The following is a 13,008-nucleotide window of genomic DNA, read 5'->3' on the forward strand; positions in this document are numbered from 1 at the left end:
TAGCTCATTGTGGGTTGTGGTAACGGAATTGCACGTCTGAAAGGGAAAAAAGGCGCTCGCGACTCACCGTCACGTGCGATTTTCCGCCCTGTCCCTGCATCCAGCGGACATAGAGCCCTTCCAGTATTGCACAGAAGGCATGACACCAGCGGCTTTGCTGATCCTCAACCCGGCTCACCGGCAGCGCCTGATGACGCAGCGTAAGATCGGTATCGCTGGTGTCGATCTCCACGCATCCCCAGCCAAAACGCGCCAGTTGCGCATTGATATTCGCTTCAAGTTCACCCACGGTTTCGGAGGCCGGGAGTGGATATTGATCGGCCAGCGCGATGCCCATCTGGCGCAGGAACGGCTGGCTTTCCAGCTCGCCCACGTTGCGTACCATGCCGTCCACGATCAGCGCCAGCAGATCAAACCAGCCTTCCGGCGTTTGCTGTCCGCGAAACCAACTCAGTAGCGCGGGGTTTTCCAGTGTCGTTGTCATTATTTGTCTCCCAGCATGTAGCGGAAATAGAGCCCCGCCGTACTTTCGTTATAGCTGCCAAAGGTGTCATAACCCACTTTGCCGCCGATGGTCATGTCTTTGTTGAGGTTGTAATCCACGCCAGCGCGCATCGTATAACCTATGCCGCTCTCAGAAGTGCCTTTGTAATGCGCTTCCTTGGCGAAACCAGAATCGACGGCCCCCTCAAGTAATTGCTGCCATTCATTGTTCGTTGGGAAGTAATCGCTGCTGTCCTGGGTATAGGATTGATACCCCACGGAGCCACCGAGTTTGACTTTCCAGTTGTCGATTTTTTGCGAGTAATCAATCGGCAGCGCGACGCTCACGTAGTTTTGTGGGCTGAAATAGCCCCCCTGGCCAAAGGTAAACTGGCTCAGGTTTTTCGAGAAGTCCATCCAGCTCATGCTCAGCCCGGCCTTAACCTCACGCAGATCGTCGTGATAAGGCCGCAGGTAGACGCCCGCATTGGTGTTCATACTCGTATTGCTCGCGACGTTTTCGCCGAGATAGCTGTAGCCCCCGCCCCCCACGTAGAAACCTGCGTCGCCATCGTCATAGCTCAGCTGCAGGCTTCCGCCGTTTTTGGTCACGCGACCCCAGCGCTTACCGGAGTATTTATCTTCCAGTCCGACATACGAAAGCAGGCTATCGGTCACCGCACGGCGTTCACCGGTCAGGATCAACGACAGGTAATTTGTCAGTTTTGGCGACCATTTCACGCCGCCCACCAGCGTACTTAAATCCTGCCCTAACGGCGTGCTGCCGACATCCAGACGATAATCCTTACCGCTGAGCGCCATGTTCAGTTCAACGCCGTTCGCCTTTTGGGAATCCGTAGAGACATCGCCGGGCTGATTCACGTTTGGCTTCAGATTGGATGCTTCGAGATAATCACCGACCTTTCCACTATCGTAACTGCCCAATTTCGCCAGATTTAGCTGACCGTCAGAGCTGGTAAGGTTGTAGTCACTGGCATCCAGTGTGCCGAGATCGGCAATGGTTTGTGCTTCGGGATGCGTGGCCAGATAGGTCGCCCTGTCCGCAGCACTCATCGCGGCCAGTGTTTTTTGCTCGTTGGTCACCGTCGAGATGACGTTTGACGACACGTTGGCCAGCGGGTTCGATCCGGAACGACGCCACGCGTCACCGCTGGCGCTACCCGAACTCAACGTCACCGGTGTAGCGGTAAACTCGAAGCGCGATTCACCAAACGGCGAGCTGGACCAGGTCAGCGGCGCTTTGGCTTCGGTCAGTTTGCTGGTGCCCGATTCACCGTCGCGACCGCGCACCTCGATCCCGCCCTGCAGCCACATGCCGGTCTGCTCATCCATCCGCTGCATCATGTCATCAACCTGGCGCAGCGTGCGGCTTTGGGCCGTCTCCTGCGGCAAATCGGTACGCATCGTGCCCGGCAGCGTGGTGCCCGGCTCGCGTGCGGTTTGCGCCAGTTGCCACGGCAATGCGCTGTCGCTGGACGTTGTCGCGCCTACCGCCTGTGACGAACGACTGGTGGTCATGAACGGGTTATCCGCCAGCAATAAACCACCCATGGTCGGCGTGGCAGAGCTGTTGGTCGACTGCAGACCCAGTAGCTTGCCGCGCGCGCTGCGCAGATATGTCATCGCCTGCTGATGATTGCCCTGCGCCTCTTCCAGGCGTGCCAGCAAAATCAGACGCTGCGGCGAAGTATCGCTTTGCAGGCCGTGGGCGAGCTGTTTCGCTTTAACCACATTATCTTCTGCCAGCGCCACGTCGATTGCGCCCACGCGAGCATCCTGAGTTGGCGTGTCACGGGTCATCAGGTAGTCGTAAACCACGCCCGCTTCTTTGTTCATTTTGCCGGTCTGATACAGACGCGCCATCGCAAACATCAGATCGGTATTTTGCGGATCGCTTTGCAGGGCGCGAATCAGCTTGTCATACGCTGCCGCATAGTTGCCCTGCTCGCGGAGCTGATCCGCTTCGTTGATCACATAGCCGTTTCGCACGCCCGCAAGCTGCGTTGGGGTGCTGCGCGACAACAGTTCTGGATTCGAGAGGAAACTCTGCGCTTCGCCGTTCAGCCCGGCCTGATTCAGCACCGCCACCTGATCGGCATAATCACCCGCGTTCCCCTTCACGCCTTCACGCATATTGCTGCGCACCACCGACACCGCGGTCGTGAGGTCACCACTTTGCGCCAGCATTCGCGCCAGTTTGCCCGCATCTGCCGGGCTTTCCGGCGGACGCGCCGACAGCGTTTTAAGCGTGTTCGCCGCTGCCACTGAGTTACCCTGCGCCAGATAGCGTTCAGCTGTCGCCATCTGTAGATTGGTGTTCACGCGCTGCGCCAGCTCGCGCATTTGCGGCGTCTGGCTGGCAGGAGAAACGCGCGACAGCAGGGTTTGAGATTGCTGCCATGCCCCGCTTTCGCTGGCGAATAACGCTGCCGCGTACAGAGAGCTTGCGCCCGCACCCGGCCGGGACGCGGGCTGCATCACCGCCGCAGCTTCGCCATCCGCGCCTGATTTTTGCAGCAAACGCGCCAGATCGAGACGCAACCATGGGTCATCCGGTAAACGCGTAATGCCCTGACGCAGAATGCCGATGGCCTGTTCAGTATTGCCGTTGGCCGCCGCCTGCTGCGCCTGACGACGAATCGGATCGCCCGGCAACCCCGCCACCACACGCGGCTGGAGCTTCGCCTGCAAACTCGCTGGCAACGTGCGCAGCATCGCCTGTGCGTCTTCCGTTTTGTTCTGCTCTTTCAGAACGTAATAGAGATTTTCCCGCGCCGCGCCGTTTTGCGGCTGCTGGTTAATCAACTCACGCAGCGTCTGTTCGGCCTGCGGATAGTCTTTGTTGTGGCGCAGCACGTCGGCGCGGAACAGTTTGGCTGCCGTTCCACGTTCGCCACTTTGCTGCACCAGCGGTGCAGAGAGCGCCAGCGCCTGGCTGACGTTGCCCTCTTTCAGTGCCTGCTGCGCCTGAGCGAGTTGCCCGTAAAATGCAGCGTCGTCGGCCTGCGTTTGGCGCGCCGTTGACGCGTCCCCGCCCTGACTGGCGGCGCGACCGAGATATTGCGCGGCTGCCTGATAGTCACCGCTGCGCTGCGCGATATACCCCATTCCCGCCAGCGCGTCGGCGTCCTGCGGGTTGGTTTGCAGCACCTGCTCAAACTGACGTTTTGCCGCGTCGGTATTGCCGCTGTTCAGCGCGGTATAGCCTTCGCCTTTCGCGGCACCGCCAACATTTTTGCGATAGTACGCCTGCACTTCGCTGTCCTGCGGATGGCGCTGCAGCCAGGTGTCGTAGAACTGCTCGTCACCCGCTTTGGGTCCCAGCCACAGCAGCGCCTGACGTAAACCGGCATCCGCATCTTTGCTGCCACTCGCCATTTGTTGTAACTGGATAATCCCGTCGCGGCGCGTGCTTTCCTGCCAGGTCAGCATTTTGCCCAACGCCACGCGCGCGGCGTTATCCTGCGGGTTTTGCGCCGCAAAGCGCTGTAATTCCGCGAGCGCCTGCGGATAGAGCGATTTATCGCTACCCATGGTCTGGTAATACTCGGGCGCCAGACTTGCAGGCGGCGTGTCACCGCTGAACAGCGTTTTCCAGGTCGCCAGCGCGGCGGGAATATTGCCGCTCCGCGCCTGCTGACGAGCCAGCGTCAGCGTGCCCTGCGGGACTTGCGTCATCTGTTTGGCATTATCCAGCGATTGCAACCCCGCATCGCCCGGCGAGACTTTTGCCAGCCGCGCACGCCACTGCGCCGCACCCTGCAAATCACCGTTTTGCTGCGCCCACAGCGCCATCAGATAGAGCGCTTGGGTGTTGTTGGCATCAACCATCAACACCTTTTTGAGCGATTCGCTCGCCAGGTCATCGTGGGATTTTTCGTGCCAGTAGTTAGCCTGGTCGAACAACGCTTTCAGCGCCGCATCGTTTTGCGCCGCATAAGCCGACGATCCAAACGCCAGCACGCCGGAGAGACAGATTGCCGATTTAATGGTTATTTTTTTCACTTTCCTGTCTCCGGATTCAAACGCTTACGCGCGCGCTTTTTCAGCCAGGCATACAGCCCCAGACCGCAAAGCGTACTCATGATAAGCCCCAGAATCGCCAGCAGCGCCGAGTGCTGGTTGGCGTACCAGACAATCATCATCTGGGTCGGCATTTCGCCGCTCGGGAACTGCGACCCCACGCGGAAGCTGCGTACGCCGTTTTCGTTGGTGATAATGGCCGCGTCACCGCGAATCCCGGCGTTGATGCGCGCAGAAGTTAAATCGTCATGCAGACGAGCTAACTGCTCGTCGTTACTGCCGAGCGCCATCACCACCAGACGATCGCTGCTCCACGGGGAACGGAAGCTGACAAACCCGCGCCACGCTTCGTTCGAGGAGAAATAACGGTCGGCTTCGACGCCATCGGAGGTCCAGTCGCCCGCCAGCCAGCGTTGCAGTTTCTGCCACGTTGACGGGGTGCGAACACCCAGCGTGTTGTCATGGGAAGTAAACGGTGAACCGCTCAACAGCGCCTGGTTGAAGTCGTGCTGCGCCATGCCGCTGACCGCCAGAACATCGCGCGTGCGCAGCAGTTCCAGGTTGCCACCCGCCGTCGGTACGCCGAGCACTACGCGGTTGTTGTACAGCGCCGTGCCGGTGGCATTGCCGGAACGCGCCGCCATATTCAGCAGTGTGGCGATTTGCGTTTCGGTCGGCTGCTCAGGCAGCAGCAGAACGGTTTGCGAATAATCGGCCAGACGCGTGAACGGGAAGGATGCGCCGACAAAATAGGAAAGATTCGGCAAGAGCGAGAAGTGGCGCGTGTGGCTCAGATCGATCCACGAATCTTCGTCGATGCGGCTCTTGATGTTGTTATTCATCAGTACGCTACACGGCGCGTTCTCTTTCGCTGTGATGTTGAAATAGAGCGACAACTGGTTGTCACCGTAAATCATGTACGGCTCCAGCGGCATGTCGAATTTCTCCTGCCGCGCGTCGCCACCCACTTTATGCCACAGCGTTTCCAGCGCGCCCTGTTTGTTGACCGGCAGGTTGTGCAGGAATGTGTCGTTCAGGGTCATGCTAAGCCAGGACTTGTTCTCGTCGATCCAACTTTCGGTCGGGAAACGGTAGCCGATATGCAGCGGAATGGTTTCGCCGTCCCACAGGAATAGATCCGGGGCCGCGCGGAATGCCACGCGCAGCGGCGCATGCCAGATCCCGGTGACGGTCAGGCTTTGATCCTTGCGGATCAGCTCTGAGAGCTTCACCGGACGATCGGTTGGGATCCAGCGCGGCGCGTCGTAAGGTTTGCTGGCCGGGATCGTCTGGGTGGGGATCGCCATGCTGGCGGTTTGCTGCGTGAAATTGCCCCGCGTCAGTCGCCATGCGGCGGTGCGCAGCGCGGCTTCGTCATTACCGACGATCAGCAGCAGTTTATAAACCGGGTTCGCCGGGTTATCGATAATCTGCAGCATCGGCTGAGAAGACTGCGGCAGCGTCAGGCCGCCGATTTTCTCGCCCGGATGACCGATTAGAATGCCATTTTTCTCGGGCAGCGTGTCGTGCAGCGCGGCAAATGAGACGCCGCGATAATCCGCCTGAATGCCGAGCCAGGAGGAGATCGATGCCGCTGCACCGAGCGTATCGCTGCTGAGCGTGGGCCCAAAGGCGAAGGCAATGGTGGCGGGCGTCATCTGCATCGAATCAAAGAACGGGCGCGGGAAATGGCTGAGATCCGCGCCGATATCAAGCTGCTGGCCTTCCAAATCAAAGCGTGAATCAGGCAGGATGGTGACGCGGTATTTTTCCGACAGGTCGCGCTGGCACTGCATCGCATCGCCATCGTTAATCTTAAAGCTCAGGCTGTTGCTGGATACCAACAGCGCAGCGGGGATATCAAGCTGGAAGCGAGACACGTCGCTGTCCGCCGCTCCCAGCGGCACGGTACCGAGTGGCTGACCGTTGAGCATCAGCTGCATGGTGGCGTTGCGCGTTGCCATTGCCGGAGAGACTTTCAGGTTTAGCGACAACTGCGCGTTGGTGATGACCTGATCGACCGGCAGAGTGAAGTTCATCCCGCCCTGTAACTGGCCGCCGCTGAGCACCAGGCCCTGCGGCTGGCCCATCTGCGCCACGCTGATACTGTTAACCGTGGACGGCACAAAATTCGCCAGCACTGGCGCGGTCGGTGCGGGCATTTCTACCGGCAAGAGCGCCTCAACAGAGGTTTCTTCGCCATGCAGCGGCAGCGCAAATAACGACGCCGCCAGCAAAGTCAGTTTTGTCAGATGCTTCATGCGTTGCCGTCCTCCTGCACCTGCGCTTGCGCACGGCGGTTCTCCCGGCGCGTTTTCCACGTCAGCCAGAAGAGATCAAATACGCAGCGCACGATGGTCAGCAACGAACGGAACGGATTGTCCTGCGGTTTTGGCGGCTGGATCCACGCATCAGCGCGAGCCAACACTACGCGCACCAGTTCACGGCGGCGCGCCAGCGGAATATCTTCAAACATCAGGCGGATATACTCTTCGTCTGTGGCGACCACTTTCACCGGAATACTGATCGCACCCGATTGCAGCAGGAGTTCCACTTCTTCGATTTCATCCGTCAGATGGCGTTCATCCGGTAATTCGATGCGGCAACCGCCCATCGATAAATCCGCCGTCTGGCTGCGGGAAGAGATCCCGCTGGCGTAATGGATCAGCACCGGGATTTTGACGTCGATACGAATAGTTTTGCGCGTCTGGCGCGTTTCACGGGCGACGGCAATCGCCGCCAGCAGGAAGATCAGGCTGTAAAGCCCCCAACCGACATTGAGCGCGATAACGCTGGGATCGACGCCGTAGTAGTCGTGGGCACATGCGCGAACAATACCAGCGATAACGCCGATGGCCAGCAGAATGGCAATCACCAGATGCGGGCGTACAACCCGGAAATCGAAGTAGCCGACGTTAAGCAGCGCCCCTTTATCCGTCACGTTGAACTTGCCGCGCTTCGGGAAAATCATGGTCACGGCGGTTGGCAATACCAGGTGGAATGCCAGCACCAGATCGTAGATTTCACCCCAGAAGCTGTAGCGATAGCGGCCGTTCATTCGCGAGTTGAGGTAAATCGCCAGGAACAGGTGCGGCAGCGCATAGGCAAACACCAGGCCCGCCGACGAGTGAATGATGTTGAGGTTGAACAACAGATAGGCCAGCGGCGCGGTTAAGAACGCGATGCGCGGCAGTGCGAACTGATAATAGAGCATGGCGCTGAGGTAGCACAGACGCTGCTGAATCGTTAGCCCACGTCCTAACAGCGGGTTATCCAGGCGGAAAATTTGCGTCATGCCGCGCGCCCAGCGGGTACGCTGGATGACGTGCAGAACCAGGCGTTCGGTGGCAAGACCGGCGGCCAGGGGCATATCGAGGAAGGCAGATTTCCAGCCGAGGCGCTGCATTTTCAACGCGGTGTGTGCATCTTCGGTGACGGTTTCCACGGCGAAGCCGCCAATCTCTTCCAATGCGCTACGGCGGATAACCGCACAGGAGCCGCAGAAGAACGTGGCGTTCCAGTTGTCATTGCCCTGTTGAATCGGGCCGTAGAACAGCGTCCCTTCATTAGGGATATTGCGCCCGACGGAGAGGTTGCGTTCGAACGGATCTGGCGAATAGAAATAGTGCGGCGTTTGCACCAGCGCCAGCTTGGGATCTTTCAGGAACCCGCCCACGGTGGCTTGCAGGAAAATACGCGTGGCAACGTGGTCACAGTCAAACACCGTGATCAGCTCGCCCTGCGTCAGCTTCATCGCGTGGTTAAGGTTGCCCGCTTTCGCGTGGGAGTTGTCGTTACGGGTGATATAACCCACGCCAACGTCTGCCGCGAAGACGGCAAACTCACGGCGCTTCCCGTCATCGAGCAGGTAGATTTTCATTTTGTCGCGCGGGTAGTCGATACATTGGGCGGCCAGCACCGTATCACGCACCACGTCCAGCGATTCATTATAGGTAGGAATATAGACGTCAACCGTCGGCCATTTCGACATATCGTCGGGCAGCGGGACAATTTCACGCTTCAGCGGCCAGACGGTTTGCAGGTAGTTGAGCAGCAAAAGCACCCAGACGTAGACTTCCGCCAGAAATAACCCCATGCCGAGTATTGTTTCAATCTCAGAATTAAAATGCAGGGTTTGCGTCAGGCGGAAATACATATAGCGGGTCGACATCAATAATGACATCACCACCATAATCACGGAAATACTGCGTCTTTTGCTAAAGCCCATTAAAAACAGAAGGCCAATACTAATAAAGCCAAAGATATATTGTTTCTGGCTGTCCATCGGCGTGATGATGATGAGCAAGGCAACAGGAATCATTGCTAAGGCCAGCAAAATAAATAGAAACTTTTTCATAGGTTGCTCTGCCTGAGTTTAGAACCCTGAATGACGCGGAAGGGTGTGAACAGTACCGTCACCCACTTTCACCCCAAGAATACCCGCGACTTTTTTGGCAATAAGCTCAATGTCGAAGGCTGCGGCGGATGCCGGACTGAAGTCAAATACGGACTGTTGGGAGGCATTGGCTTCGCCAACGCTTTCGTCGCGGTGCACAACGCCCAACAATTTGTCGCCAAGTTTATTTTCGACAAAGGCCGTCACGTCACGACTGATCTGTCGGCGGTTGTCGCTTTGATTGAGGATAAAATAGTGTCCGGCTTTATGATTGAGCGCGCCGCCCGTCAGGCGTTGATTTTCAATTTGCGGCAACAGAGAGAGTGAAGCGGTGTCCGCCATCAGCGTAATCAAGTGCAGATCCGCCAGGCGCGACATCGCTTTTAAGGCTGGCGACGGTCCCGGTGGGAAATCGGCAATAATAATCAGCCCCGGATAATTCAAAAGGGTGCTTAAACCGCGCGTGAGGAAATGCTCATCATGTGTGAGGCGTTCTTCAAACGCCATGCGTTGGGGTTCGGTGGCATCGCCGTAAGGCAACACAAACAAGTTTCCACCGGCTGTGAGCACAAACTGGCTCCAGTCGGAGGATTCTGCTGCTCGAGCAACGTAGCCACGGGTGTCGGAAAGCGGAACGCCAAAATGCAGACGCAGCGCGTTTTGCACATCGAAATCCAGCGCTAAAACCTTGCTTCCCGAGCGCGCGAGCGCATAGGCCAGATTTGCGGTCATGGTCGTCTTACCCACGCCGCCTTTTGGCGAACAAATGCAAACTAACGGCATGTGGCGATCCTTTCCAGCAGGGAATTCAGGGGCTGATTTTTTTCAGCGGTGGGCTTCGGGGTGTTCGTCGCAGGAGCGAACAGACGCGAGAAATTCACCTCAGCCGGAGCAGGTGCAGGCATAACGGCGCGAGTCGATTCAGGTGCAGGTGCAGGTGCAGGTGCAGGTGCAGGTGCAGGTGCAGGTGCAGCAGAGACAGTATCAGGCGTAGCGGCAAGCTGTTCGGCAACGTCATGTAATATCGAAGGGGCATCATGAGACACCGTCTCAATCACAACCCTATCGGGCACGAAGGCAGCATCCGTCAGTGCAAATGCCTCTGGAGTGACAGGTTGCGGAACGGGTAAAGAGACGTGTCCTCCGGCGGCAAGGGCATTTGCTTCCGTTGCAGGAAGGAGTTGATTAAGAATGGCCCAACTTCCTTGCTCGCTCACCTGATTTTGTCCGGAGAAGTCTTTAAAGTCGAGCGCCTGATTGCGCGTTTTGTCCTTAAATCGCTGCAAATCATCATAATGATTCATAGTTATACTCATGATTTACAAATAAATAATGTACACACCACAGTTTGACTCACGTGGTCATTTACGATCGACAGACGAGTTTTATTCAGGTGTAGGTATACAGTTACGTTGCAGAGTTAACTGAACGCTTATTATGGGCATGCTTAAATTATGGTTTTAATGCCGGATTGTTTATTTACGACTTAACAGTAAACATCGACTCGACACATGCTAACTGTTTTTGATCGAAAAAAACACGGTGCTCTTATTGGCTTAACTAAAATAAATTCATGGGCTTATATTTCATAAAAAACTCACAAATCCAGATTTAAATAGTGGTTTAAGATGATTTGTTAGATTTACTATCTACTTACAGTGAGCATTGATTTAATAAAAAGTTACTCTGTGAAATATTTAGAAATACTTTTTCGTTGTTAGTTTTTTACCGATTTTCGTTAACTCCTTATTCTTACTAATATTCTTTCCAGGCCTACTACTTTAGGGGGGCTTAATATGCGCGCGCGCAAAAAAAGGGAGCCACTGGCTCCCTCTGGTTATTCTGCGCTTCGCAGTGAAATTTCGCCACCAACCCACGGCTTCACAATACCTTCGTGTTCGAGCAGGAGAGCACCTTGAGCATTGATACCACGTGAGGTGCCAAAGATTTCCTTATCACCAATAATCAGTTTCACCGGCCGGTTGATAAAATTATCCAGCTTTTCCCAACGACCCAGGAACGGTGACAGCCCGTCTCGCTCAAAGAGGGTTAACGCCTCACGTAATTCTTTAATAAGGCGAACAGCGAGGGTATTACGATCAATAGTTACGCCCGCTTCCTGCAGCGTGATCCAGCCCTGATTGACCACATCCGTCTGCACGTTGCTCATGACCATATTCAGACCCGCACCGATCACGGTCTGCGCAGCATCACCGGTTTTCCCCGTCATTTCGACCAAAATACCCGCAAGTTTTCGATCGTTCAGATAGAGATCGTTAGGCCATTTTACGCGGACTTTATCAGCGCCCAAGTCGTGAAGCACTTCGGCAATCACAATACCGATCACCAGACTTAAACCGATGGCGGCAGCCGGACCTTGCTCAAGACGCCAGAACATTGAGAGATAGAGATTTGCGCCAAACGGTGAGAACCACTTGCGCCCTCGACGTCCCCGACCCGCCTGCTGGTACTCAGCAACGCAGCTGTCACCAGAGTTCAGTTCATTGATACGTTCTAGTAAATACTGATTTGTGGAATCAATAACGGGCAGAACGGTCACTTTTCCCTGCTTCAACTGGCTGCGAATGACGTCTTCATCCAGTAGCTGAATAGGTTCCGGCAAGCTATAGCCTTTTCCGGGTACCGTGAAAACATCAACGCCCCAGTCGCGCAGGGTCTGAATGTGTTTATTGATCGCCGCACGACTCATACCCAGGCGCTCGCCCAGTTGCTCGCCCGAGTGAAATTCACCATCAGCAAGAATGCTGATCAGCGTTAATGGAACGGTATTATCTCTCACGCAATCGTCTCCACAGCATTCACTTCACCAGTACGCCCGATAAAACGGACCTCTGGCTCAAGCCAAACCCCGAATTTATCGCCAACGCATTGGCGAACATAATGGGCCAAAGCAACGACATCTTCGCTGGTCGCATTATTCTCATTGATCAGTACCAGCGCTTGCTGGCGATGGACCGCAGCACCACCTTTTACCGAACCTTTGAGCTGACATTGATCGATTAGCCAGCCAGCGGCGAGCTTCACGTATCCATCTGCTTGCGGATAATGGGGCGCGTTAGGCCATTTAGCGAGCAATTTTTCTGCCGTTTCGGAGCTGATAACAGGGTTTTTAAAGAAACTACCGGCATTTCCATTCACTTTGGGATCGGGAAGTTTCGTCATTCGCATATGACATACCGCGTCGAAAACTTCACGTGCAGTGACTTTTAGCGGCTCGAGACGGGTCAAATCACCGTACGTTAATACTGGCTGCCAACGTTTTGCGAGGCGTAGACCCACGGACACGATGACATAGCGATCCTGATATTCATGTTTGAAAATACTGTCCCGGTAACCAAAGCGGCATTGTTCAGCGGTCAGGCGACTCGCTTTGCCGGTTGCCAGTTCGATGCAGTCGACATATTCACAAACATGTTTAAGTTCAATGCCATAAGCACCGATATTCTGAATGGGGGATGAGCCTACACAGCCCGGGATCAGCGCCAGATTTTCCAGGCCAGCCATCCCTTTTTCAAGCGTGAATTGCACCAGTTTATGCCAGTTTTCGCCCGCGCCTACATGCAGGTGCCAGCTCTCATCCGTTTCACTAACCTCAATGCCCATAATGCGGTTAATAATGACTGTACCGGCAAAATCTTCAAGAAAGAGGACGTTACTTCCCTCACCCAGAATCAGAACGGGTTGATGATTTTCAGTCGCCGTGTTCCACGCATCAAGGAGTTGATGAGTATTGTCGGCACGTACGATGTTATCGGCAATTCGTTGAATTCCAAAGGTATTCCAGGGCTTAAGGTTATGGTTCATAGACGCTATCCTGATGCAATTTCTGCGATAGTTTACCGTATATGCGAGTCGATTGGGGATTAGTTTGACAGGAGGGAGTCTGAGATCTTACACAAAAAAAGCAAAAAACCCCGGGCCTTTCGGACCGGGGTTCTTCTTTATTGATGCCTGGCAGTTCCCTACTCTCACATGGGGAGACCCCACACTACCATCGGCGCTACGGCGTTTCACTTCTGAGTTCGGCATGGGGTCAGGTGGGACCACCGCGCTAAAGCCGCCAG

8 protein-coding genes and 1 rRNA gene are annotated in these 13,008 nt (G+C 55.6%); all 9 read right to left on the reverse strand.

What is annotated here, in order from left to right; all coding sequences use genetic code 11:
* Window positions 1-4: 4 nt before the first annotated feature.
* Window positions 5-484 carry a cellulose biosynthesis protein BcsD gene (gene bcsD / locus ACKI5T_RS17655; protein WP_407439126.1) on the reverse strand — a complete coding sequence of 160 codons (480 nt, stop codon included), beginning with the start codon at window positions 482-484 and terminating at the stop codon, window positions 5-7.
* Window positions 484-4,509 (reverse strand): cellulose synthase subunit BcsC-related outer membrane protein, encoded by a 4,026-nt coding sequence (locus ACKI5T_RS17660; protein ID WP_407439128.1) that lies wholly within the window; start codon window positions 4,507-4,509, stop codon window positions 484-486. Before ACKI5T_RS17660 ends, bcsD begins: the two co-directional genes overlap by 1 nt.
* A complete protein-coding gene (gene bcsB / locus ACKI5T_RS17665) occupies window positions 4,506-6,788 on the reverse strand; it encodes a cellulose biosynthesis cyclic di-GMP-binding regulatory protein BcsB (protein ID WP_407439130.1) in 2,283 nt (760 codons plus the stop codon). The genes ACKI5T_RS17660 and bcsB overlap by 4 nt, the downstream gene beginning before the upstream one ends.
* The gene (gene bcsA / locus ACKI5T_RS17670; RefSeq protein ID WP_133632552.1) at window positions 6,785-8,884 is read right to left on the reverse strand and encodes a UDP-forming cellulose synthase catalytic subunit; all 2,100 of its coding nucleotides are present in this window, start codon (window positions 8,882-8,884) and stop codon (window positions 6,785-6,787) included. The genes bcsB and bcsA overlap by 4 nt, the downstream gene beginning before the upstream one ends.
* A gap of 18 nt (window positions 8,885-8,902) precedes the next feature.
* A complete protein-coding gene (gene bcsQ / locus ACKI5T_RS17675; protein ID WP_015960901.1) occupies window positions 8,903-9,706 on the reverse strand; it encodes a cellulose biosynthesis protein BcsQ in 804 nt (267 codons plus the stop codon).
* Entirely contained in the window at window positions 9,697-10,227 is a 531-nt protein-coding gene (gene bcsO, locus ACKI5T_RS17680; protein ID WP_407439133.1) for a cellulose biosynthesis protein BcsO, read from the reverse strand. The genes bcsQ and bcsO overlap by 10 nt, the downstream gene beginning before the upstream one ends.
* Window positions 10,228-10,760: 533 nt before the next feature.
* Window positions 10,761-11,723: a bifunctional biotin--[acetyl-CoA-carboxylase] ligase/biotin operon repressor BirA gene (gene birA / locus ACKI5T_RS17685; RefSeq protein WP_407439135.1), complete on the reverse strand. Its 963-nt coding sequence runs from the start codon at window positions 11,721-11,723 to the stop codon at window positions 10,761-10,763.
* On the reverse strand, window positions 11,720-12,748 hold the full coding sequence (gene murB, locus ACKI5T_RS17690; protein ID WP_407439137.1) for a UDP-N-acetylmuramate dehydrogenase: 1,029 nt from the start codon (window positions 12,746-12,748) through the stop codon (window positions 11,720-11,722). Before murB ends, birA begins: the two co-directional genes overlap by 4 nt.
* 145 nt (window positions 12,749-12,893) lie before the next feature.
* A 5S ribosomal RNA gene (rrf, locus tag ACKI5T_RS17695) occupies window positions 12,894-13,008 on the reverse strand.

This window comes from Lelliottia sp. (assembly GCF_045627565.1).
Taxonomy (GTDB): Bacteria; Pseudomonadota; Gammaproteobacteria; order Enterobacterales; family Enterobacteriaceae; genus Enterobacter.